Origin of the sequence: Cyanobium sp. ATX 6F1, assembly GCF_024346315.1 — a bacterium.
Taxonomy (GTDB): Bacteria; Cyanobacteriota; Cyanobacteriia; order PCC-6307; family Cyanobiaceae; genus ATX-6F1.
The window spans coordinates 215,508-237,995 of the sequence record NZ_JAGQCS010000002.1 but is presented as its reverse complement, the minus strand read 5'-3'; the positions used below and the strand labels follow the sequence as shown (position 1 = coordinate 237,995).

Sequence of the window (22,488 nt, the reverse complement as noted above, 5' to 3'; positions counted from 1 at the left end):
CAGATTTTGTTGGATCCACAATTCGCAGGCTTTTGGCTTTCTAAGGCCTTGCATCCGTCGCTTCTGCAGGCAGGAGAATATACCCTACACAATTCTGGTGTAAGCAATGCATTTTTTGGCTACTGCCCTGGTGGTGCCTTGCGCCTGGTCGGCCGATCTTGGCTTTCTTTACCTCCAGCTTGGCCGCAATTTACTGTTTTTGCTTGTGAGATCCCTGTGAAATGCGTCAACGTATTCTTTGCTTCATTCTTGACTGGCGCTGTTGAGAATGCTTCCTAGTCGATTGAGGATTTGAGTATTTCGGCGAATGCTGAGATCCCCAGGAGCAGAACTACGTGCGGTCATTAATCTGGCGTACAAATCCTACCCCTTGCTCTGGTTTATTCTCTCTCGTTGAAATTTATTGTGTCCGCTTGAAAGATCTGCTTGCCAACCGTTTATTTCTCGAGCATGTGCAGAACGGCGCATCATTCCCCATATAAATAGACAGGAAGGGCGATCTTTTTTGAAATCCTTATTGTTGGCTAGTTCGATGCAGACAAACCCTCGCACGCTGTGCAACACGATCAGTACTTCCTCTTTCGCCGGGCCATTGAACGAATACCATTGTTGCAGCGCGCACATTCGCAGGATTGCTGACCGTTAATCCTGCGGGCGAAAGCATTTCCTGCCAATTTTGAGGTTGTGGGGTTCCATCAGGTTGAGCAGCGCCCGCCAAGGCACCACAACTTTTATCTCGTCCACTAATTTCTCGCGCTCACAGGATCTGCCGCATGGCCTGCTGCCTCGGAAAGGGTGTGCATTTTAGAGCTGCCTTGCCCGTAGTCGGTAGAGCAGTTGCCTTCCGCTCACAAACTCAGACCTGAGCTGCAGTCATGTGACATTTTCAGAATGGCCTGGTTTTTTTGTGTTTTCCTCGTCTAAAAAATATTTATTAAATCGTGGTCACATCATGTACTCCCCCATTGCAGGCACCTGGTGGAGAACCCTGGCCCTGGCTTCCCTGCTGACCAGCTTCTGTGCACCGATCGCTGTAGAGGCACGCGGAGGCGGTGGCGGCAGAGGCGGTGGGGGTCGGAGTTTCGGTGGGGGAGGAGGCAGAGGCGGCGGCGGCTTAGGTGGCGGTAGGGGTGGCGGCGGCGGCTTAGGTGGCGGTAGGGGTGGCGGCGGCGGCGCGGGTCTCGGCGGTGGCGCAGGAGCAGGTGGTGGCTTGGGCGGTGGTGCACGCCCCGGCGGGGGAGCAGGTGCAGGCGGCGGCGCGGGTCTCGGCGGTGGCGCAGGAGCAGGCGGTGGCTTGGGCGGTGGTGCACGCCCCGGCGGGGGAGCAGGTGCAGGCGGCGGCGCGGGTCTTGGCGGTGGCGCAGGAGCCGGCGGTGGTCTCGGCGGTGGAGCAGGGCTCGGTGGTGGCGCAGGTGCAGGCGGCGGCGCGGGTCTTGGCGGTGGCGCAGGAGCCGGCGGTGGTCTGGGCGGTGGAGCAGGGCTCGGTGGTGGCGCAGGTGCAGGCGGCGGCGCGGGTCTTGGCGGTGGCGCCGGTGTAGGCGGTGGCGCTGGTCTCGGTGCGGGCGGCGTCAACCGTGGAGGACTGGGTGGCCCGGCCTCAGGCGCTGGGGTGCGCCCAGGCGCGGGCTACGGCGCTGCCGGTGTTGGATTCGCCCGCGCTCCAGGCGCCCGGGGCGCCTGGAATCCCGCCTGGGGGCGGACTGGCTACTGGGGTGCACGCAGCTGGAGCACTGGTTGGTATCGGGTGAATCCCGTGGGCTGGGGCTGGTGGAGACCCAGCTCAGCCGCCTGGGGCCTCACGGGCTTGGCGACAGCGGCCACCATCAATGCTCTGGTCAACCAATCTGTCGCTCAACAATCCACGGTGATCGCCGTGCCCCAGAGCTTCTACCAACTCGACTACAGTTCACTCCAGGCCACTGCGCCCTACGGCGCAAACTTCACCTACATCTCATCAGGGGAGCCCCTGGCCGCCCAGGTGGACTGCCAGCAAGGGTTGTTCTCAGACCAGCCGCCCCAATCAGCGAACGAGGCCCAGTTGCTGAATGCCGCCTGCCAGGTGGCCTACGGCAACGGCAGCTGAGTCCTAAGGCTTTTCTAGCGCTTCAGCCTCAGCCGGCCGAGGTTAATGAACCACGCCATCCGGCAAGATTAAGACCACCGCATCGGCGGCATCAAACCGCCAGTGCCGCGAAAAGCTGCTCGTCAGCTTTGGGAACCCAAAATCAGGGTGTTGAGAATGACGGCATGAAGGGTGATCGGTCAAATTTTGGTTTGAGAAGCTGCTGATGTTCTCTAACAGAAGAACCTGACCCTCCATCCAAGCCACTCTTCTGCAATAAACGTCGATCGGTTTGCGCCACGATGCCAGATAGAAGTGTAACAGTAGTCCAGTTTCCGAGGATGCCTGCGGACAGATTTTTATATTGTGCTAAAATTAGATGAGTTTCAAACTTGGGTAAATGAAAAAACGTGCACTCGCATTCCTTTCCGCAAGCCTTTCTTGTGCACTCGTTGTTGGTTTGCCGGCAAGCGCAAGTGAAACTCTTTCATTTTCCTATGGTCCGCTGATTCGCTCTTTAAAAATCAGCTCTCTCAAAACCTTTGCCGATGGTGGTGTCGTTCCAGATGACCTGGCATTTTTCCTGCAGTTCACCACACCGGAACAGCAGGAACGTCTGCGTACTGTCCTGGTGAAGCAAGCAAAATTGGATCCTCTGCTGGTCAGCAGATTCTTTTACTCTGGTATCGGTGAATCGGTTTTGAAGCGCCTCGGCAATGGCATCACACTCAGCAGTGGTGGTAATGGGATGTATGCCTTGCGCTCAGCGATGATTGGTGCAGCCTTCTCCAAGGAAGGACTGAGCTTGTTGAGCGTGTTCCAGCAACTTCCGACAGGCGTTCGGATCCAAGGAGAGAAGATCCAGGCTGGGGCGAAAGTAGGTAAAAAAATAATTGTGGCAACCGATACTCTCACCAAGCTGCTCCGTTCCCTCACGGCAAAGGAGGCGGCAACTGATTCAAACTTTAACTATGCCAATCTGCCTGATCCGCGCAAGCCGGGCCCCTTCAAGGTTGAAGAAGCGGTATGGAACCTGAATGACAAAACTCGTGATCGAAAGTTTTATGTAAATGTATATCGCCCTGTTGGTGATTCTCAGCAGAAGATTCATGTAGTCGTTTTCTCCCATGGGCTATTTTCTCGCCCAGAAGCCTATGCGGAGGGTCTTCGACAGCTAGCGTCCTATGGTTTTGTTGTTGCAGCACCTCAGCATCCAGGAAGCGATAGCATTCGGCTGAAGGAAACACTACGTGGCCTGCACAAAGACCTTTTTGATATTAATGACTTCATTAATCGTCCGAAAGATCTGAGCTTTGTTCTAGACGAATTGAATCGTCGCAATGCCTCAGACTATGGTGGTAGGCTGGATCTTGCTAGTGTGGGCGTATTTGGTCATTCCTTCGGTGGTTATACCGCTCTAGCCCTTTCTGGGGCCACAATTGATTTTGATTACCTCCAGAAGTCTTGCGATAAGGAGACTGGTGGCCTGGTTCCTTCTTTATTGCTTGAGTGCCGGGCACTTCTCTTGCCTCGTAAGGCCTACCAACTTCAGGATCCTAGAGCCGGTGCTGTTTTTGCAGCTAATCCAGTCAACCGTTCTATCTTCGGTCCGGTGGGGCTAAGCCGCATCGCTATTCCCGTCTTGCTTGCCTCAGGTAGTTATGATCCCGCCGCACCTGCAGCGCTTGAGCAGGCCTCCAGTTTCACCTGGCTTAAGTCCCCCCAGAAGTACTGGATGATGGCTGAGGGGCAGGCCCATGTGAACTTCTCGCAAATCGACCCAGGCATCAAGGAGGCCATTGAATCTGTGGGCACTCTCACCATTCCAAGTCAGAATTTGATTGGTAGCTATATCAGTGGCACCGCTGTTCCATTCTTCACGGCTTACGTTCAGAAATCAGACACTTTCAAGCCTCATCTACGCTCCGCCTACGCCGAGTATTTGAGCAAGGGCCAAACCTTTAAGCTTGACTTCATCACTGGCTCCTCAAGTCCTGAGTTGGTCACTGCAATTGATACTTTTAGGCGCGCCAACCCCTGAAGATCAAAAGCCTTTTGGCGATAACTCGTAGAATACCTCACTCTGGTGATGCAAAATTCTTTCGTTTTTGCATGGATTGGTCGCCAACGCAGCGGCCAGTCCTGTGCAATGACAGCGACGTCAGCTGGCCAATGGCCATTGCCAATTGCCAATCATGGGGTCACGGGCGTCTTCCGCTAGTGGGAGGTACAGCTCGTCGTTCCCCGTTGGGGGAACGACAGCCTGCCATTCAACAACGGCCAATTCAACGGTGGTCTCTACAACGGAGGTGGTTTCAACGGCCATGGCCTCAAATCCAGCTTTTGGCGGCGTTCTCAACCTGATTCAGTCGCTTGTTCCGCTGGTGCTCGTCAGCCCCATCGGCTCGCAACTGGGCAGATCGCTCAGCAAAGACCTTGGGTAGGATTGGATTCGTGCGCTTCTAGTGCCCGTGCGACGTCTCCTGCTCCTGCCCCTGCTCACGATCCCCTTGCTCGCACCTGCGGCCCTGGCCCAGGCCAGTTGCAAAGCCACCAAGGTCTTCAAGGGCGAAGCCCCCTCGGCGATCGTGCAGCAGGCCTTCTCCGAGCGCTTCGATCGACCGATCAAAGCGGTGGCCTGCAACGACGACGGCACCTGCACCCAGACCTGGGGCAAGAACTGCCAGTCCTGACCCCGCCAGGACCTGCTGGTCCCCCCATGTTCAGGCGGCGGGAGCGGTGGGTGCCGTGATCAGGTTGATCGCCGAGAAGAACAGGGCCACGCCAAACAGGGTGCCGATCGCCCAGAGGCTGTCGCTCGGCCACTCGGCCACCAGCAGCCCGCCCAGGATCGCCGTCACCACCCCATCGACGATCACCAGTCCCCGCGCCTGACCGGCAATGGAGGCGGCGCCCGCCAGCTCCATCACCCCCTCGAACACCAGCAGCAGGCCCACCAGCAGGGTCAGGCTCACCTCGCTGTCGATTGGGTGGATCAGGATCCAGGCGCCTGTGGCCAGATAAAAGAGGCCCGAGAGGCCACGGAAGAGCTTGCCGTTCAGCTCCGCCTCGCCGGTGAGCCGCAGAAACTGGGCCACCCCGGCGGCGATCGCCACCCCGCCGATGGCGATCGTCAGCGCCGTCGCCGAGACGAACGGCAGCACGATCGAGAAGGCCGGTTGTAAGTAGGCAGCAGCCTAAGAGCCGCAACCGTGAAGCCTTTTGGTGACATTGCCCGCAGTGGCCTGCGACTGCCGACACACTGAGAGAACGCGCGACCAGGCGGGAGCGGTCCATGCTCGAGCTGCTACCGGCCCTCAACGACCACAACCTGCCGTGGCCCGACACGCTGCACCCGATCGTGGTGCATTTCGTGATCGCCTCGGCCCTGATGGTGGTCGTGTTTGATCTGATCGCCCTGGTGGCCAAGCGTCCGGCCCTGCTGGAGGTGAGTTTCTGGAACCTGCTGGTATCCACCGCCACCATCTTCGTGGCGATCATCATTGGCTCGATCGAAGCGGGCTTGGCCAACCCCTACGGCGCCTCGCGGGAACTGCTCAATCAGCACACCACCCTGGGCTGGGCCCTGGCGGGAGTGCTCTCGGTGCTCACGGCCTGGCGCTACGTGATCCGGCTGCGGGATCCCAAGCAACTCCCCGTGGCGTTCCTCGGGGCGGGCGCGTTGCTGAGCGCACTCGTGGTGGTGCAGGTGGTGCTGGGGGATCGACTGATCTGGGTCTACGGCCTGCACACGGTGCCGGTGGTGGATGCCCTGCGACGGGGGCTGGTCTGATGGGTCCTGAGCTGGCCTTCGGCCCCAACGGCCTGCCCTACGGCCTGCCGATTCACCCCAACCTGGTGCATCTGAGCATCGGCCTCTATGCCGTCGCCATCGGCTTCGACATCATCGGCGCCCTCTACCCCTTCGAGAAGCGGCTGTTCCGTTTCCTGGCCCTGCCGGTCACGCGCGCCGGCTTCCACGATGTGGGCTGGTACAACCTGCTGGCCAGCGTTCTGCTCAGCTTTTTCACCGTCGCCAGTGGCTTCTATGAGATGTTGCTGGCCGAACCGCTCGAAGGGGTGCTCAGCCCCTTCGGCCTCGGCAGCCAGGTGACGATGCTCTGGCATGGGGTGGGCGGCGTGGCCCTGCTTCTGCTGATCGCGCTGATGGCGCTCTGGCGCGGCTTCCAGCGCTTCGCCTGGCGCAAGGACATGGGCCGCCAGGTGCAATGGAGCTACCTGCTGGCCGGCCTGGGCATCGCGGTGCTCATGGGTTTGCATGGCACCCTCGGGGCCCAGCTGGCGGCGGAGTTCGGGGTGCACATCACCGCAGTCCAGTTGCTGGCCTCCGGTGCCGACCTGCGGGAGGCGCTGCCGTGATCCGTTGGCTGCTGCTTGGCCTCTGGCTGGTGGTACTGGTGCTCGCCAGCCTCTGGATGGGGGAGCAGTCCTACCGCTGGTTCCCTGTGCAGGCCTCCAATGCCGCGCCGCTGGTGGATGGGCTGTTCAGCCTCGAGACCGCGATCGGCAGCTTCGTGTTTCTCGGGGTGCTCTCGGTGCTGCTCTGGGTGCTGCTGTTCAACCGCGCCGAGAAGTACGACCAGGAGGACGGCCCGCCGATGGAGGGCAACACGCGGCTGGAGATCGTCTGGACGGTGATTCCGCTGGTGATCGTGATGGCGATCGCGGTGGTGAGCATCCGCGTGAACCGTGAGCTCGGGGTGCTGGGGCCGATGGAGCACGTGCACGGCTCTGGAGCTGCGGCTGGGGCTGGGGCTGCAGTTGGCCCTGGGGCGGTGATCGAGGCCAGCGACCGCAGCCCTGGGGCGCCTGAGGACACGGGTCCTTTGCGGATCGAGGTGATCGCCCGCCAGTGGTCCTGGGAGTTCCGCTACCCGCGGGCGCAGGTCTCCTCCACCGAGCTGCACCTGCCCCTGGATCAGCCCGTCACCTTCGTGCTCACCTCCCCGGACGTGCTGCATGGCTTCTACGTGCCCGCCTTCCGCCTCAAGCAGGACGTGGTGCCGGGCCGTGCGATCGATTTCTCGCTCACCCCCACCCGCAGCGGCCGCTACCGGCTGCGGGATTCCCAGTTCAGCGGTGCCTGGTTCGCCGCCAACCAGGCCGATGTGGTGGTGGAGCCCCCCGAGGCCTTCGCCTCCTGGCTCGTGGCCGCCGCCCACCAGCCCCTGCAACCGGGCCTGAGCCTGGCCGTTGAGGAGGCCGAGCGGCTCACGCGTCAGCCGGCGGGGGGAATCCGCTGGGCCACGGTGCCCCCCGCGCCGCCGCCCCTGGTGAATGTTCCCGGCTCCGCTTCTCTCCCCCACGACGCCTGAGCGATGACCGTCCTCTCCCCCACCAGCCCCAGCCCATCTCCACCGAAGCCATCGCCGCCGTCGTGGTTGCGGTACTTCAGCTTCTGCACCGACGCCAAGGTGATCGGCATCCAATACGTGGTGCTCTCCTTTGCCTTCTTCCTGATCGGGGGCTTCCTGGCGATGGTGATGCGGGGCGAACTGCTCACCCCGGCGGCCGATCTGGTCGACCGCACGGTCTACAACGGCCTGTACACCATGCACGGCACGATCATGTTGTTCCTGTTCACCTTTCCGGTGCTGAACGGGCTCAACAACCTGCTGATCCCTGTGATGATTGGCGCCCCGGACATGGCCTTCCCGCGCCTGAATGCGGTGGCGTTCTGGATGTTTCCCGTCTTCGGGCTGGTGCTGATCGCCAGCTTCTTCGTCCCCGGCGGACCGGCTTCGGCGGGCTGGTGGTCCTACCCGCCGGTGAGCGTACAGAACCCCCTGGGCCACCTGATCAACGGTGAATCCCTCTGGATCCTGGCCGTGGCCCTCTCCGGTATCTCTTCCATCCTGGGCGCCCTCAATTTCGTGACCACGATCCTGCGCATGCGCGCCCCTGGGATGGGCCTGTTCCGGATGCCGATCTTCTGCTGGACGGCCCTGGCGGCCCAGACGATCCAACTGATCGGCCTGCCGGCGCTCACCGGCGGCGCCGTGATGCTGCTGCTCGATCTCACCGTGGGCACCACGTTCTACGACCCGACCGGCGGTGGTGATCCGGTGCTCTATCAGCACTTCTTCTGGTTCTATTCGCATCCGGCGGTGTATGTGATCATCCTGCCGGTGTTCGGCATCTTCTCGGAGCTGTTTCCCGTCTATGCCCGCAAGCCGCTGTTCGGCTATCCCTTTGTGGCGATCGCCTCGTTCGTGATCGTGGGCCTGGGCTTAGTGGTGTGGGTGCACCACATGTTCCCCAGTGGCGTGAGCCAGTGGATGCGCGATCTGTTCATGGTCACCACGATGCTGATCGCCGTACCCACCGGCGTGAAGGTGTTCGCCTGGTTGGCCACGCTCTGGGGCGGCAAGCTGCAGCTCACCACACCGATGTTGTTCTGCCTGGGGGGGCTGGTCAACTTCGTGTTTGCCGGCATCACCGGCATCATGCTGGCCACGGTGCCGATCGACATCCACGTCAACAACACCTACTTCGTGGTGGGCCATTTCCACTACGTGATCTACGGCGCCGCCGTGATGGGCATCTTCGCGGCGATCTACCACTGGTTTCCCAAGTTCACCGGCCGCATGCCCTACGAGGGCCTCGGCAAGCTCCACTGCCTGCTCACGTTTGTGGGCGCCAACCTCAACTTCCTGCCCATGCACCCCCTGGGGTTGATGGGCATGCCACGGCGGGTGTCCTCCTACGACCCGGAGTTCGCCTTCTGGAACGTGCTCGCCAGCCTCGGCGCTTTCCTGCTGGGGGTCTCGATCATTCCCTTCCTGATCAACATGGTCAGCTCGGTGGTGCGCGGCGAGCGCGCCGGCGCCAACCCCTGGCGGGCGATCGGTCTGGAGTGGCTGCTGCCCTCGCCGCCGCCATTGGAGAACTTCGAGGATGATGTGCCCACGGTGATCAGTGCGCCCTACGGCTACGGCACCGGCAGGCCCCTGGTGGAGCACCAGGAGGAGATTGAGCAGGCCCTGGCGCTGCTGGCGGTGAGGGCATGAGTTCCACTCCCGCTCCAGCTGAGGCCTCCGCCTCCCTCGAAGCTGCCCCATCCCATGGCGGCCATGCCGCCCATGGCAATCACACACTCACGGGGTTCATCATTTTTCTGTGCTCAGAGAGTGTCATCTTTCTGGCCTTCTTCAGCGGCTACGCCGTCTTGAAGCTCTCGGCCAGTGACTGGCTGCCGCCGGGGGTGGAGGGGCTCGAGTGGCGCACCCCCCTGATCAACTCGGTGGTCCTGGTGTCGAGTTCGGGCACGATCGTTCTGGCGGAGTGGTTCAAGCACCGCGGTTCCCTCTGGGGCTTCCGCGCCTTCTGGCTGCTGACCATGGCCATGGGGGCCTACTTCCTTTACGGCCAGGCGCTGGAATGGCAATCCCTGAGCTTCGGCTTCACCTCCGGCACCTTCGGCGGCACCTTCTACCTGCTCACGGGCTTCCATGGCCTGCACGTGGCCACGGGGGTGCTGCTGATGGCCCTGATGCTGGTGAGGTCGTTTCTTCCCGGCAACTACGACGGCGGTGAGCAGGGAGTGGTGGCCGCCTCCTTGTTCTGGCACTTCGTCGATGTGATCTGGATCGCGCTGTTTCTGCTCCTCTACGTCTGGCGCTGAAGGAGTGATGCCGTGATCATCGACGACCACACCTATGACCTGATCCTGATCGGCACCGGCGCCGGCGGCGGCACCCTGGCGGGAGCCCTGGCTGAGAGCGGCAAGAGCGTGCTGGTGCTGGAACGGGGCGGCGCCATGGCCCTGACCGATCAGAACCTGGCGGATGTCGATCTGATCCGCAACACCCGCTATCACCCCGGCGAGCAGTGGTTCGGCACCGATGGCGATCCCTTTCCGCCCCAGATGATCTACGCCCTCGGGGGCAACACCAAGATCTGGGGTGGGGTGCTCGAGCGCTTCCGCGAGCGGGACTTCGCCCCCCAGCGCCATCTCGATGGTTCCTGTGCGGGCTGGGAGCTCAGCTACGCCGATCTAGCCCCCCACTACGACCGCGCCGAACGGCTCTATCGGGTGCACGGGCGCCAGGGCGTCGACCCCACCGAGCCGCCGCGCACGGGGGAGTATCTGCATCCACCCCGGCCGCTTGAACCGATCCTCGAGAGCCTGCGCACCGACCTGGCCCGCCTCGGTGTCACCGCCTATGACCCTCCGATCAGCTGGTCGATGTCGCAGCTTGATCCCAGCGGCGACGCCGAGCGCTTCGGGGTGGATGGGGCCGTGGCCTCCCAACGGGTGACCCTGCGCACGGGGGCCCGGGTGACGCGGCTGCACGTCAACCCCAGTGGCCGCGAGGTCAAGGGGGTGCAGGCGGAGATCGACGGCCAGAACTGGCTGTTCAACGGCCATGTGGTGGTCCTGGCGGCCGGTGCGATCAACACCGCTGCTCTGCTGCTGCGCTCCCACAACGACCAGCATCCCGATGGGCTGGCCAACGGTTCGGGCCAGGTGGGCCGCAACCTGATGAAGCCCCAGCTCTCCTCGATCCTGCAGTTGGCGGCCCAGCCCGATTCCGGCCGCTACGGCTGTGGTCTGGCCATCAACGACTACTACTGGGGCGACAAGAACGTGTGCGTGCCGTTGGGGCAGATCCGCAACGGTGGCGGTGTGCTCCAGGATCCGCTGTTCGCCGAATCGCCGCCCCTGCTTTCCTTGGTCACGCGGCTTTTGCCCAAGGCCGTGCTGGAGCAGCTGGCGGTGCGCACGGTGAGCTGGTGGGCCAGCAGCGGCGTCAGGCCCGATCCCGCCAACCGGGTGAGCCTGCGGGGCGAGGGCGTGCAGATCACCTACACCGCCAACAACCGCGAGGCCCACGACCGTCTCGTCTACCGCTGGCTGTCCACGATCAAGGCCCTGGAAGCGGACCCCGCCACCACGGTGGTGCGGGCCTTTCCGCTTCATCCCCGCGGCGAGTCGCCGCTGGCGGTGCTGGGCTTCGCCTGCGGCACCGCCCGCATGGGCAGCGATCCCACCGCCTCCGTGGTGGATCTCCACGGCAGGAGCCATCAGCTGGTGAACCTCTACATGGCCGATGCCAGCGTGTTCCCGAGCTGCCCCAGCGTCGGGCCCGGGCTCACGGTGATCGCCCTGGCCCTGCGGCTGGCGGAGCACCTCAAACGGGTGCTCTGAGCTCCCTGGAGCGGCCTCACCTGTAGAGCCGCAGGGCGGCCAGCAGCCGAAGCAGCCGGTGGGGCACTGTGCGCTCCTCATCGCGGGCGGGGATCAGCACCGAGAGCCAGGGGCTGCCCTGAACCGGCCTGCCAGCGCACCACCAGGGAGATCCCCATCGGATCGAGTCAACACCTGCAACCTAAGGAGGTCGGCGACGCTTCAGCTCTTTTGCTGGATCAGCCAGAGCTCCTCGCCCTCCACCCATAGCAGCAGCAGGCTTGTTCCGTAACTGATCGAGAGGCCGTGGGGTTGCCTCAGACCCTGACGGCGCACGGCGGCCAGACTCAGGCTGCGCACCTCCACCCCTTCGGGCAGTTCCTCCAGGGCCGCTGGGCGCCCGGTCAGGGGACGTGCCTGTTTCCAGAGCAGCAGGAAGGGTTTTTCGCCGCCAGCGGTCAGCTTGAGCTGGCGCCGGGCGATCGCTTCGGCGGCTTTGTCGGGGACCGGGGAGTCGACCGCGCTGTCCGAACGGGCGGCGAGGGCAGCGGCGAGCTTGAAGGCGACAAGCGGATCGCTGGGAAGTCCCTCCAGGGAAGCCCGCTCCGCCGTCACCAGCTCTCCCAGGCGCAGGGGGGGCGGCGCCGTGGGCGCTGGGGATCCGCTGGCTGATTTGGGGGAAGCGACTCGGGCGCCGCCCTTGGCGGCTTTGCCGCCGGGGGGTCCCCCGGCCTGGCCCAGGAAGGCCAGGTCGGGGGGCGGTGGCGGCAGGGTGCTGTCCAGGGGCAAGGGCACCAGGCTCAGGTTCGGAGCTTGGCCCTGGCTCGTGAGCTGGCCCGACACCTGGCTGGCACGGCGGCTGAAGCGCAACAGTTCCGGGGTGTCGTCGCCGCTGGTGAGCAGCGCCGGCGTGGGGCGCCTGGACTCGACCAGGGTGGCCCCCGCAAGCCCCAGGGCATGGAGCGCCACGGCGACGCCCACGGGCAGGGCCAGGGCACGCCAGGGCCCGGGCCAACGGGCCATTAACGCCGGTGAGGGCTTGGCCGCCATGAGCCGAGCGGCCCAAGACCGCGGGACGAAGCGCTCAAGGTTGGGCCGGGGATCGGGGAAGTTGAACTTCGAAAGGAAGGACACCGAGTTCGAGCATGGGAAGAACGGACTGCACCACCCCCCAGGGGGTGGCGGGGTCAGGGATCAGCCGGATCCGGGCTTTGGGGCTGATCCGACCAGCCTCCCGCAACACCTGGGGCAGCTGCTGGGGGGTGATCGGGCGGTTCCAGAGCCGCAGGCCGCCGTCAGCGGCCAGGTGCAGCGCCACCACCCCCCTGTGGGCGGGCCGCAGGGCGAGGAGCTGGGGCACCACCAGGAGCCCCGCCGCCAGCAGGACCAGGGCCGTGGAGAGGGCCCCGTAGGCAAGGCCATCGAGGCTCCCGGTAGCGCCGGTGGCGCTGTTGACCGTGGGGTTGAAGGGGCTCATCGCGGGTTCTGGGCGAGCTCCAGCAGCACCGGCTGGCGGCTTTGCCGGCGCAGCCAGGCCAGGGAGCGGCTCACCTCGCCGGTGGCCAGGGCCGAGGAGGCCAGGAAGCGCACCGTTCCCCCCGGTGGAGCGGTGTTCAGGTTGGCGACCAGGGCCCCAGCCTCGATCGGAGATCCATTGAGAAACCAGCGGCCGCCCCCGGAGCGCACCACCACCCAGGGAGCGCGGGTCTCCTTGGCTGGAGGCAGGTTCACCCTGGGCTCGTTCGCCCGCAGCAGCTCCGGCACGGTCGCCACAGCCGTCAGCAACACCAGGGTGAGGCCGGTGAGGGCGAACAGCGGCGGGCTCACGGCTGAGCCTCCAGGGCGAGGCGCAAGCCGGCGGTTTCGAGCTGCTGCCGCTGCCGCAGGCGCAGGCCCCGGTTGGTGCGCAGCACCACGGTGGCGATCAAGGCCACCACCAGCCCCAGCAGAGTGCTCACCAGCACCTGGGAGTAGCTGGTCAGGCTGGCGCCGCCGCTGGGCAGCACCAGCTGGGGGCCCAGCTCCGCCAGGGCCCGGATCAGCCCGGCAACGGTGCCGATCAGGCCCAGCAGGGGGCCGATCACAGCGGCGGCTTCCAGCACGGCTTCGCCGCTGGCGCCCTGGCGTTCCAGTTGGCGCAGCAGCAGCTCCTGACGCAGCCGTGACTGGCCAGGGTCCGAGCTGCCCTGGAGCGCCTCCGCCAGCAGCCGTTCGGCCCGGGCCGGGCCGAGGCCCTGAACCTTCCAGTAACGGGCCCGATCGATCCCGATGGCCACGACCACGATCGACAGCAGCAGCAGTGGCAGCACCGCCGCTCCACCGTGCTGCAGTGCGCTGAGGCCCATCGCTGGCGACTCCTTGCGGGACCGGAATCGCTGAAATGTACGGCTCCGCAACGCCTGCAGGTGGTGTCTGCCTGACTTGACAGCCGGTCTTGGCCCGAGCCGGAGGGCTCCCTTAGGGTGCGCTCACCTACCACGACCATTTGATGGGCGCCGTCTTCGCTGACAACAGCCTGAGCATCGGCCACACCCCCCTGGTGCAGCTCAACCGCGTCGTCGGCGACGCCCAGGCGCGGGTGCTGGCCAAGATTGAAGGCCGCAACCCCGCCTATTCGGTCAAGTGCCGCATCGGGGCGGCGATGATCTGGCAGGCCGAAAAGGATGGGCTGCTCGGCCCCGGCAAGGAACTGATCGAGCCCACCAGCGGCAACACCGGCATCGCCCTGGCCTTCGTCGCCGCCTCCCGCGGCATCCGGCTCACCTTGACGATGCCGGAGACGATGAGCCTCGAACGGCGCAAGTTGCTCACCGCCTACGGGGCCCACCTGGAGCTCACCGAAGGCCGCCTGGGCATGAGCGGTGCGGTCTCCCGAGCCCAGGCCATCGCCGCCTCCGACCCCGATCGCTACGTGCTGCTGCAGCAGTTCGCCAATCCCGCCAATCCCCAGGTGCACCACGACACCACCGGCCCGGAGATCTGGGAGCAGACCGATGGCGATGTCGACGTGTTCGTGTCCGGGGTGGGCACCGGCGGCACCATCACCGGCGTCAGCCGCTACATCAAGCACACCCTGGGCAAGCCCCTGGTGTCCGTGGCCGTTGAGCCGATCAACAGCCCGGTGATCAGCCAGACCAAGGCGGGTGAGCCGATCAAGCCCGGTCCCCACAAGATCCAGGGCATCGGCGCCGGTTTCGTGCCGGACAACCTCGATCTCGATCTGGTGGACCGGATCGAGCAGGTGAGCGACGAGGAAGCCGTCGCCATGGCTCGGCGTCTCGCCCGTGAGGAGGGCATCCTGGCGGGCATCTCCTGCGGGGCAGCCACGGTCGTTGCGGTGCGCCTGGCCCAGGAACCCGCCTACGCCGGCAAGACGATCGTGGTGGTCCTTCCTGATTCCGGCGAGCGCTACCTCAGCTCGGTGCTGTTTGAAGGGGTCTTCAACGAGAAGGGCCTGGCGGCCGTCTGAAAGCCCGTGGTGCTGCCCTTCTCCGATCCCGCCCCCGCCGGCGGGGAGCCTGGCGAGGCCCCGGCTCCCGAACGCTTGATTCTCTCGATTCCCCTGGCGGAGGAGGGTCCCCTGGTGCCCGTCGCGGCGACTCCGGACGTTTTCCCCGAGCCCCCCTCGGCGGGGCCGGCCCCTGCCCCTGGGGCGGGGCTGCCCTACCCGGTGGTGCGGGAGCTCCTGCGTCAGATCAGCTCGCTCCAGCTGAGCTCCCTGCGGGATCTCCTGCCGGTCCTGCAGGTGCTGGCACTGGCGGTGGTGGCGGTGCTCCTGTTGCGCATCACCGGGGCCACCCTTTCAGCCATCGATGAGGTTCCCCTGGTGGGGGGGCTGTTGGAGCTGGTGGGGGTGGTGAGCGTGCTGGGGTTCCTGGCCCGCCTTGCCCTGCGTCAGCGCAACCGCGCCGAACTGCTGGTGCGCATCCGCAAGTTGCGCAAGCAACTGCTCGGTTGAGCCGCGGCTCCCTCCAGTCGCCCGGGGCCAGTCGCCTGGGGCCAGTCGCCCGGGCTCAGGCCGTGGTCAGGCCGGCTGGTCTGGCCAGCTTCTTGCCCAGGGCCGCGTGAAAGCCTGGGTCCTGCCAGCAGCGGGGCAGGGGCTCATCCGAGAGGAAGCGCAGCTCGGATTTGGCGAAGCCCTGGGGATCCTGCAGTTCCTCCCCCGCATGCAGGCGGCCCTGCAGCACAAGGATGAACGGATCCCAGAGCTGGGCGGGCTCCAACAGCTCCACCAGGCTGCCGTCCTGGCTCAGTTTGAGAAACATGGCTTGGGCCTCCAACGCTCTGCTCTGGTTTTACGGACGCCGCAGGGGGGGCGAAGGGATTCGAAACCAACCGTTTTATGTCGCGATTGTGACAGCGCTTCCAGTGACACTGTTGCCCCGGTCAGGGGCTGTAAACCTCGATACAAGGAGAACAGAACCGTTCTGGACCTTTCCATGCGTACCTCTCTTCAGGCTTTGCTTCTGCTCGGTGCCGGTGGCGCCCTGATCGGCGGCACCCTCGCCGCCCAGCCCGCCAGCGCCCAGGAATGGGGCACCACTCCCGCGTCCTATTCGAACGTCACCGGCTGGTACGCCACCATTGGCCTCGGTGCCAGCTGGCCCCAGGACCTGAGCTGGGATGCCCGCAATTTCCCCCTGAGTGGCAACATCGAGCAGGGTGGTGGCTTCTCCGGTGAGGCCGGCATCGGCTACGACTTCGGCGCCATCCGCACCGAGCTCACCTATGGCTACAGCCGCAGCAGCGTCAATCGGATCAGCGTGGATGGCTTCGGCAGTGCCGACAGCTCGGGCATCGTCAACAAGAACGACGTGCTTGCCAGCGCCTACTGGGACATCACCACCAACAGCCGTTGGACCCCCTACATCGGCGGCGGCATCGGCTACACCAACCTCAGCACCCCCAGCATCAACACCCCGCTGGGCCGCACCAGCAGTGACAACCAAGGCCTGTTCGGCTATCAGGCCAAGGTGGGCGTCACCTACGCCGCCAGCCGCAACACCGATGTGTTCCTGGAAGGCGTGTATCAGGGCGCCACGAGCTTCGACGGCTCCGACGTCAACTACGGCTCCACCAACAACTGGGGCGCCAAGCTCGGTGCCCGCTTCCGTTTCGGTGGTGCTCCAGCAGCCCCCGTGGCCGTTCAGCCCGAGCCGGCTCCCGCCCCCTACGTGGCTCCCACCCCCCAGCCCGAGCCCTACGTCGCTCCCGCACCCCAGCCCATCCGCGGCCTCTGGTGAATCCAGCCCCAGGCCCACAGGGGCCAGAGGCAAGTTCAGGAGCGGTGCCTGGCACCGCTCCCTTTTTCATGGGCGCTCAGCTCAGCAGGGCTCAGTGGCAGCCCCTGGCCTGTGAACGCTTCAGAGATAGAAGCCCACCGTGGTCACCACCCGGGTGCCCTGGCGGCGCAGGGCGCTGCGCAGGGAAATCGTGGACTGGTTGTGCAGCAGGTTCTCCCAGCGGTGGCGGGTGACGAACACCGGCAGCACCACCGTGCAGAACTTGTCGCGGTCCTTGCGGTGGTCGATTTCGAACTGATGCACGAAATCCAGCACCGGAGCCTGCAGCGACCGGAAGGGCGACTCCAGCACCACGAGCGGCACCTGGGGCAGCTGGCGCTGCCATTGATCGCGGAAGGCGTCGGCCTTGCCCAGCCCCAGGTCCACATGAACGGCCACCAATTCTCCGGCGATGCTGCGGGCGTAGCGAATCGCCTCGAAGCTGCCCCGGTGCAACTGGCCCACCAGCACCACCACCGGAGCCCCGCCGGTGGCCGGCGGATCGGGCAGGTGCAGCTGCACGTCGCCCGCCATCCGTAAACGCTTGGCCACCTGGAGGTAGTGGGCCTTGATGGTCAGAAACAGCCCCACCACCAGGGGCACGGCCACCACCACCAGCCAGGCCCCCTGGGTGAACTTGCTGAACAGCAGCACCGCCGACACCACCGCCGTGACCAGGCTGCCGAAGCCGTTGACCAGGGCCTTGCCCAGCCAGCCCTTGCCTTTCTCCTTCCACCAGTGCACCACCATGCCGGCCTGGGAGAGGGTGAAGCTGGTGAACACCCCCACGGCATACAGGGGGATCAGGCGGCTGACGCTGCCGCCGAAGATCACCACCAGCGCGCCCGCCAGGGCGCTGAGCATCAAGATGCCGTTGCTGAACACCAGCCGGTCCCCCAGCGAGGCCAACTGGCGGGGCATGTAGCCGTCCTGGGCCAGGAAGGCCGAGAGGCGGGGAAAATCGGCGTAGGCGGTGTTGGCCGCCAACAGCAGAATCAGCAGGGTGGCGAGCTGCAGCACGAACAGCAGCGGGCCGTTTCCGAACACCGCCTGGCCGATCTGATAGAGCAACGTTGGTCCGTTCTCCCGGTAGACGACTCCTAATTGGTGCGCCAGGGCACTGATGCCGGTGAACATGCTCGCCAGCAGCAGCACCATCACCGTCAGCACGCGCCGGGCATTGCGCCATTCCACCGGCCTGAACGCCATGACGCTGTCGCTGATCGCCTCGATCCCGGTCAGGGCGGCGCAGCCGGAACTGAAGGCCCGCATCAGCAGCAAGCTGCCCATGGCCAGCGTTTCCTTGCCATGGGCCTGGGCCAGCTTCAGGCTCTGCTCGGCCTCCGGAAGGGCGGCGAGTTCACCCTGGCCCACCTTCACCAGCCCGCCCACGATCAGAACGAAGATCGTGACCATGAACAGGTAGGTGGGCAGGCTCATGAGCTTGGCGCTGGAGCGCAGGCCACGCAGGTTGGCCACCATCAGCAGCACGACCGCGAGCAGGCACAGCGGCACCCGCTCGGCTTCCAGCACGGGGAAATAGGAGGTGAGGGCGGAGATGCCCGCCGCCACACTCACCGCCACGGTGAGCACGTAGTCGATCGAGAGCGAGGCTCCGGCCACCAGACCGGGCAGGGGGCCCAGGTTCTCGTGGGAGACGCGGTAGGAGCCACCCCCTTGGGGGTAGGCCTTGATGGTCTGGCGGTAGCTCATCGCCACCACCACCATCAGCAGCACGATCAGCCCGGTGATCGGCAGGGTGAAGCCCAGGGCAGCGGCGCCGGCCGCGCCCAGCACCAGCACGATCTCCTGGGTGGCGTAGGCCACCGAGGAGAGGGCATCGGAGCTGAGGATCGCGAGCGCTTCGGCGTTGTTGAGCCGTTCCTCGCCATGGGCACTGGTGGGCAGCGGATCCCCCACCAGCGAGCGCTTCAGGCTCTCGAACAGCGACTGCGGCATGCAGATGCGGAGAGCCCGCTGGAGACAAGAAGAGCAACGCTACCTCTGCCGTCGGTTCCCGTTCTTGGCGCCATGCTGAGCCAGCCGGGATGGGGTGGCTGAGCGTGCTGGAGCCCACCAATCTGTTGCTGCTGGCCTGCGCCGTCCTCTACGGCCTGATCGGAGAGCCCACCGATGCTGTGGTGCTGCTGGCGTTCGTGGCCTTCATCTCCCTGCTCGATGGGGTCCAGCAGCAGCGCAGCCGCAAGGCCCTGGCCGCCCTGGCGGCCCTCTCGGCCCCCCAGGCGCGGGTGCGTCGCAACGGAGACGAGCTGCGGATTCCCGTGGAGCAGGTGCAGGTGGGCGATTGGCTGCTCCTGGACGAGGGGGATCGGGTGGCGGCCGATGGGGCGGTGGTGGAGAGCCTTGGTTTGAGTCTCGATGAATCCCTGCTGACCGGGGAGTCGTTGCCGGTGCCGCGGCTGGAGCCTGGTGCGCCGGTGCGCGCCGGCACCCTTGTGGCCGGTGGGCGCGGGGTGGTTCGGGTCGAGGCGGTGGGTGGAGCCACGGCCCTGGGGCGCCTTGGCTCCAGCCTGGCCACCTTGAAGGCGCCCCCCACCCGGCTGCAGCGCCAGACCCGGCGCCTGACCCAGCGGCTCACGGTGATGGCCCTGGCCCTCTGCGCCCTGCTGACGGCGTTGAACGGGGCCAGCAGCGGCGACTGGCCCCAGGCGCTGCTGGCGGGCCTGGCCCTGGCGCTGGCGGTCTTGCCCAATGAAATTCCCGTGGTGCTGTCGCTGTTCCTGGCCCTGGGGGCCCTGCGTCTGGCCCGCGGCGGCGTGCTGGCCCGCTGGCCGGCGGCGGTGGAGAGCCTCGGCAGCGCCACGGTGCTGGCGGTCGACAAGACCGGCACCCTCACCGAGAACCGCATGGCCGTGAACGCGCTGATCACCTGGCCCGAGCTGGCGCGATGGCCCGAGCTGATTGGCGGGTCGACGGCACAGGAGCAGCTCGGCGAACCCTTCCATCCGTTGCTGGAGCTGGCGGTGCTTGCCAGTCGGCCGAACCCGGTGGATGCCATGGAGCAGGCGATCGTTCGTCTGGCCCAGGGCCAATTGCAGGGCACCGAGCACCTTCACGGGGACTGGCCCCTGGAGCGGGAGTACCCCCTCAGCCCCGATCTTCTGGTCTTCTCGCGCCTCTGGCGCGATCCCGCCAGCGGCTGGCAGTTGGCGGCCAAGGGGGCGCCCGAGGCGGTGAGTGAGCTGTGCCATCTGGCAGGGCCTGTGGCTGAGGCGTTCCTGCGGGAGGCCGATCGGCTCGCCGCCGGGGGTCTGCGGGTGCTGGCGGTGGCCCGCGGCTTGCAGGGGCTCCCGCAACACCTGCATCCCGATGGCCTCAAGGCGGGGGATCTGCCCCCGGAGCTTCTCCACGACTACCTGTTCGAGCCGCTGGGGCTGATCGGCCTGGCCGATCCCCTGCGCGCCGATGTGCCCGCCGCCGTGGCCCGGGCCCAGGCGGCCGGGGTGCGGGTGGTGATGATCACCGGCGACGGGCCCACCACGGCCCGGGCGATCGCCGAGCAGGCAGGCCTGGGGGCCGGCGCGGTGCTCTGCGGTGATCAGCTGGACCAGCTCGCCCCCTCTGAACTGGCGGCGGCGGCGAAGGAGGTGAACGTGTTCGCCCGGGTGCGGCCTGAGCAGAAGCTGGCCCTGGTGCAGGCGCTGCAGGCCGCCGGCGAGGTGGTGGCCATGGGCGGCGACGGGGTCAATGACGGCCCCGCCCTGCGGGCCGCCGACATCGGTGTGGCCATGGGCCGGCGCGGCACCGCCGTGGCGCGGGAGGCCTCCGATCTGGTGCTGCTCAACGATGCCTTCGCCGACCTGGTGGAGGCCCTGGCCATGGGACGGCGGGTCTACGCCAACCTGGGCCGCGCCTTGGCCTACACCCTGGCGGTGCACCTGCCCATCGCCGCCCTGGGGCTGATTCCGTTGCTGGTGCCGGGCCAGCCCCTGCTGCTGTTGCCGGTGCACATCGCCCTGCTGCATCTGGTGATCGAGCCGGCCTGCACCGGGGCCTTCGAGGCCCAGCCAGGGGATCCTGCGCAGATGCGCCGGCCGCCCCGCTCCCTGCAGGCCCCCCTGTTCGGAGCGGCGGCCTGGCGCCTGGCCCTGATCCAGGGCGGTCTGTTGCTGGTGGTGGTGCTGGCCCTGGCCCTGGGCTGGCCCCTGGGGGGAGACCTGCTGGAGCGCCGCAGCCTGGTGATCTCGGTGCTGCTGCTCTCCAGTGGCGGCCTGGTGTGGATCAACCGGGTACGCCTTCCCGCGTCCACGGGCCCCTCGCCCGATGGCGCTGAGGGCGGGGACCGCCTGGTCACAGCGGCGGTGGCGGGCTCCGGCCTGCTTCTCTGGGCGCTGGTCCTGGGCTGGGCGCCCCTGCGCCAGCTGCTGGTGCTGGCCCCCTTCAACTGGGGCCTGATGGCCACGGGATCGGCGGTGGCCGCCCTCAGCCTGGCCCTGATCTCCACCGCCTCGGCTGCCACCAGAGCCAGGCCTCATGGTTGATCAGCAGGCCGATCACCACCATCACTCCCATGAGCACGATCTGATCGGCGCGGGCATCGGGGATCAGGATGTCCGCCAACATGTGCCCGAGGTTGGTGAGCGTGTAGAGCACGCTCAGGCCGAAGTGCAAGGCCCGCCAGCGCCGCCACCGCTTTTGGCCCGGGGGGCTGCTGGCGCCGTAGGCGATCAGCACCAGCGCCGCCAGGGGCACCAGCATGTAGGCCAGCATCGCCGCGAACAGCGCCGGCAGGTTGGCGCTGGCCACATGGCTTTCGATCTCCACGGACTGGCCGTGGAACAGGGGCATCAAGCCCAGATCGGTGTGGAACAGCATGGCCAGGAACCAGCTGATCCAGAGGCTGCGCAGCCGCAGCGCATGGTCGATGGCGGGAGGGGCGCCTGGCGATTCCACGGGCGAGAGGGCTCAGGCCGGATGCAGGACAGGCGTCAGCTGGCGGCGCAGTTTGCCGAGGGCGTGGCGTTCGATCCGCTGCACCTGATCTTTGGTGTGGCCGCTGAGCTGGGCCACCTTGGCGAACGACTGCTGCTGATCCTGGCCGTAACGAAGCTTCAGCACGTTGACTTCACGGTCGTCCAGCTGCCGCAGGTGATCAAGCATCCAGTGGTAGTCGTCCTGGGGTTCCAGTTGCTTGGGATCCGCCACCAGATCCAGCAGGGTCATCTCACCGTCGCTGCCGGTCTGCTGATCAAGTGAAATCGTGTGGCTGCGGCGGCTGGCGTGGAGCGCGAACTGGAGCCGGGCCTCGGTTTCCCCCAGCTGCGTCGCCAGCTCCCTGAAGCTGAGCTTGCGGTCGGAGGCCGCCATCAACGACTCGGCCCGACTGGCCAGATCGATCACGTTCACGGGCAAGCGGATCGCGCCACCCTGCTCCTGCAGGTAGCGGCTCACGGCCTGGCGGATCCACCAGTAGGCGTAGGTGGAGAACTTGTAGCCGCGGCAGGGATCGAACTTCTCGACCGCCCGCAGCAGGCCGATGTTGCCGGCCTGGACCAGGTCCATTGGCTCCTGGTTCAGGTGGGCCATGCGGCGCTGGTGGCGCTTGACGACGGCGACCACGAGCCGCAGGTTGGCCGTCACCATCCGGGCCATGGCCCGGCGACCCCGTCGTTCCAGATCGCGGCACTCACCGGTGGCTTGCTGCCAGCGTTGGACAATGGTTCCCAGATGCAGTTCTTCCGCCGGGGTCAGGAGGGGGATACGGCCGATGGAATGGAGATAATCGCCAAAAGTATCTGATGACATACGCACCTGCTTCGACGCTTCGATTATCAGATGGATCGGGGGAATTTGTATGACATTGGCTCAGATGGGGCAGATCTGCCGCAGCGCAAACACATAAAACTTTGCAAAAATTCTTTTCGGCCCTGCAGGGTTGTCTGGGCCTGTGGATCGATCAGGACCTTGTTGTCGTTGATCGAAGGACGCCCGCCGTCGCGTTGAACGTATCAAGTCTGTAATGGACTGCCTTT

General features: G+C 65.7%; 24 protein-coding genes and 1 pseudogene. 14 read left to right on the top strand and 11 right to left on the bottom strand.

From position 1 onward, the window contains the following. Positions 1 to 363: 363 nt before the first annotated feature. Positions 364 to 624, bottom strand: coding sequence for a hypothetical protein (locus tag KBZ13_RS03990; protein WP_255006545.1), 261 nt, complete (start codon positions 622 to 624; stop codon positions 364 to 366). A gap of 524 nt (positions 625 to 1,148) precedes the next feature. Between KBZ13_RS03990 and KBZ13_RS03985 the strand changes: the two genes are divergently transcribed. The 4 genes from KBZ13_RS03985 to KBZ13_RS03970 all read left to right on the top strand — a co-directional run bounded on the left by KBZ13_RS03985 (position 1,149) and on the right by KBZ13_RS03970 (position 4,755). Beyond that, on the top strand, positions 1,149 to 1,538 hold the full coding sequence (locus KBZ13_RS03985) for a hypothetical protein (protein ID WP_255006543.1): 390 nt from the start codon (positions 1,149 to 1,151) through the stop codon (positions 1,536 to 1,538). Between the two features lie 71 nt (positions 1,539 to 1,609). Beyond that, on the top strand, positions 1,610 to 2,083 hold the full coding sequence (locus KBZ13_RS03980; RefSeq protein ID WP_255006541.1) for a hypothetical protein: 474 nt from the start codon (positions 1,610 to 1,612) through the stop codon (positions 2,081 to 2,083). Between the two features lie 379 nt (positions 2,084 to 2,462). Next, positions 2,463 to 4,103, top strand: a complete 1,641-nt coding sequence (locus KBZ13_RS03975; RefSeq protein ID WP_255006539.1) for an alpha/beta hydrolase — start codon at positions 2,463 to 2,465, stop codon at positions 4,101 to 4,103. A gap of 430 nt (positions 4,104 to 4,533) precedes the next feature. Next, the gene (locus KBZ13_RS03970; protein WP_255006536.1) at positions 4,534 to 4,755 is read left to right on the top strand and encodes a hypothetical protein; all 222 of its coding nucleotides are present in this window, start codon (positions 4,534 to 4,536) and stop codon (positions 4,753 to 4,755) included. A gap of 30 nt (positions 4,756 to 4,785) precedes the next feature. Here the strand turns inward: KBZ13_RS03970 and KBZ13_RS03965 are convergent, their stop codons facing one another. Beyond that, positions 4,786 to 5,226: an HdeD family acid-resistance protein gene (locus tag KBZ13_RS03965; protein ID WP_315859596.1), complete on the bottom strand. Its 441-nt coding sequence runs from the start codon at positions 5,224 to 5,226 to the stop codon at positions 4,786 to 4,788. Between the two features lie 131 nt (positions 5,227 to 5,357). Here KBZ13_RS03965 and KBZ13_RS03960 point away from each other — a divergent pair, with 131 nt between their 5' ends. From KBZ13_RS03960 to KBZ13_RS03935, 6 genes are read left to right on the top strand one after another with little or no spacing between them, the layout of a single operon-like run. Then, positions 5,358 to 5,855, top strand: a complete 498-nt coding sequence (locus KBZ13_RS03960; protein WP_255006535.1) for a DUF2231 domain-containing protein — start codon at positions 5,358 to 5,360, stop codon at positions 5,853 to 5,855. Next, the gene (locus KBZ13_RS03955; protein ID WP_255006533.1) at positions 5,855 to 6,442 is read left to right on the top strand and encodes a DUF2231 domain-containing protein; all 588 of its coding nucleotides are present in this window, start codon (positions 5,855 to 5,857) and stop codon (positions 6,440 to 6,442) included. The genes KBZ13_RS03960 and KBZ13_RS03955 overlap by 1 nt, the downstream gene beginning before the upstream one ends. Continuing rightward, positions 6,442 to 7,398, top strand: coding sequence for a cytochrome c oxidase subunit II (locus KBZ13_RS03950; protein WP_255007121.1), 957 nt, complete (start codon positions 6,442 to 6,444; stop codon positions 7,396 to 7,398). Before KBZ13_RS03955 ends, KBZ13_RS03950 begins: the two co-directional genes overlap by 1 nt. 3 nt (positions 7,399 to 7,401) lie before the next feature. Continuing rightward, on the top strand, positions 7,402 to 9,093 hold the full coding sequence (locus tag KBZ13_RS03945; protein ID WP_255006531.1) for a cbb3-type cytochrome c oxidase subunit I: 1,692 nt from the start codon (positions 7,402 to 7,404) through the stop codon (positions 9,091 to 9,093). Beyond that, a complete protein-coding gene (locus KBZ13_RS03940; protein WP_255006524.1) occupies positions 9,090 to 9,707 on the top strand; it encodes a heme-copper oxidase subunit III in 618 nt (205 codons plus the stop codon). Before KBZ13_RS03945 ends, KBZ13_RS03940 begins: the two co-directional genes overlap by 4 nt. A gap of 12 nt (positions 9,708 to 9,719) precedes the next feature. Next, on the top strand, positions 9,720 to 11,234 hold the full coding sequence (locus tag KBZ13_RS03935) for a GMC oxidoreductase (protein ID WP_255006522.1): 1,515 nt from the start codon (positions 9,720 to 9,722) through the stop codon (positions 11,232 to 11,234). A gap of 201 nt (positions 11,235 to 11,435) precedes the next feature. On the opposite strand, the gene KBZ13_RS03930 is transcribed toward KBZ13_RS03935, so the two are convergent. Genes KBZ13_RS03930 through KBZ13_RS03915 form a run of 4 tightly spaced genes read right to left on the bottom strand, consistent with a single transcriptional unit; the run spans position 11,436 to position 13,558 of the window. After that, positions 11,436 to 12,263, bottom strand: coding sequence for a hypothetical protein (locus KBZ13_RS03930; protein WP_255006519.1), 828 nt, complete (start codon positions 12,261 to 12,263; stop codon positions 11,436 to 11,438). A 34-nt stretch (positions 12,264 to 12,297) separates the two neighbouring features. Further along, positions 12,298 to 12,690 carry an ExbD/TolR family protein gene (locus tag KBZ13_RS03925; protein ID WP_255006516.1) on the bottom strand — a complete coding sequence of 131 codons (393 nt, stop codon included), beginning with the start codon at positions 12,688 to 12,690 and terminating at the stop codon, positions 12,298 to 12,300. Then, entirely contained in the window at positions 12,687 to 13,040 is a 354-nt protein-coding gene (locus KBZ13_RS03920) for a hypothetical protein (protein WP_255006514.1), read from the bottom strand. The genes KBZ13_RS03925 and KBZ13_RS03920 overlap by 4 nt, the downstream gene beginning before the upstream one ends. Next, positions 13,037 to 13,558 (bottom strand): MotA/TolQ/ExbB proton channel family protein, encoded by a 522-nt coding sequence (locus KBZ13_RS03915; protein WP_255006508.1) that lies wholly within the window; start codon positions 13,556 to 13,558, stop codon positions 13,037 to 13,039. The genes KBZ13_RS03920 and KBZ13_RS03915 overlap by 4 nt, the downstream gene beginning before the upstream one ends. Positions 13,559 to 13,701: 143 nt before the next feature. On the opposite strand from KBZ13_RS03915, the gene cysK reads away from it, so the two are divergent. Further along, positions 13,702 to 14,682: a cysteine synthase A gene (gene cysK, locus KBZ13_RS03910; RefSeq protein ID WP_255006506.1), complete on the top strand. Its 981-nt coding sequence runs from the start codon at positions 13,702 to 13,704 to the stop codon at positions 14,680 to 14,682. A gap of 9 nt (positions 14,683 to 14,691) precedes the next feature. Beyond that, positions 14,692 to 15,171, top strand: a complete 480-nt coding sequence (locus KBZ13_RS03905) for a CAAD domain-containing protein (protein WP_255006504.1) — start codon at positions 14,692 to 14,694, stop codon at positions 15,169 to 15,171. 55 nt (positions 15,172 to 15,226) lie between these two features. On the opposite strand, the gene KBZ13_RS03900 is transcribed toward KBZ13_RS03905, so the two are convergent. Continuing rightward, positions 15,227 to 15,478, bottom strand: a complete 252-nt coding sequence (locus tag KBZ13_RS03900; RefSeq protein WP_255006502.1) for an acetyltransferase — start codon at positions 15,476 to 15,478, stop codon at positions 15,227 to 15,229. Between the two features lie 174 nt (positions 15,479 to 15,652). Between KBZ13_RS03900 and KBZ13_RS03895 the strand changes: the two genes are divergently transcribed. Next, positions 15,653 to 16,456, top strand: a complete 804-nt coding sequence (locus KBZ13_RS03895) for an outer membrane protein (protein ID WP_255006500.1) — start codon at positions 15,653 to 15,655, stop codon at positions 16,454 to 16,456. Between the two features lie 120 nt (positions 16,457 to 16,576). Here KBZ13_RS03895 and KBZ13_RS03890 read toward each other — a convergent pair whose 3' ends face one another. Next, positions 16,577 to 18,454, bottom strand: coding sequence for an APC family permease (locus tag KBZ13_RS03890; protein ID WP_255006498.1), 1,878 nt, complete (start codon positions 18,452 to 18,454; stop codon positions 16,577 to 16,579). Between the two features lie 89 nt (positions 18,455 to 18,543). On the opposite strand from KBZ13_RS03890, the gene KBZ13_RS03885 reads away from it, so the two are divergent. Beyond that, on the top strand, positions 18,544 to 20,997 hold the full coding sequence (locus KBZ13_RS03885) for a cation-translocating P-type ATPase (RefSeq protein ID WP_255006496.1): 2,454 nt from the start codon (positions 18,544 to 18,546) through the stop codon (positions 20,995 to 20,997). On the opposite strand, the gene KBZ13_RS03880 is transcribed toward KBZ13_RS03885, so the two are convergent. The 3 genes and pseudogenes from KBZ13_RS03880 to KBZ13_RS15775 form a co-directional block, all read right to left on the bottom strand. After that, positions 20,939 to 21,409: a hypothetical protein gene (locus KBZ13_RS03880; protein ID WP_255006494.1), complete on the bottom strand. Its 471-nt coding sequence runs from the start codon at positions 21,407 to 21,409 to the stop codon at positions 20,939 to 20,941. The two genes, KBZ13_RS03885 and KBZ13_RS03880, sit on opposite strands and share 59 nt — an antisense overlap. A 12-nt stretch (positions 21,410 to 21,421) precedes the next feature. Continuing rightward, the gene (locus KBZ13_RS03875) at positions 21,422 to 22,108 is read right to left on the bottom strand and encodes an RNA polymerase sigma factor RpoD/SigA (protein WP_255006492.1); all 687 of its coding nucleotides are present in this window, start codon (positions 22,106 to 22,108) and stop codon (positions 21,422 to 21,424) included. Between the two features lie 54 nt (positions 22,109 to 22,162). Continuing rightward, positions 22,163 to 22,261, bottom strand: a pseudogene (locus tag KBZ13_RS15775) (sigma-70 factor domain-containing protein); the annotation flags it as partial. Between the last annotated feature and the right edge of the window lie 227 nt (positions 22,262 to 22,488).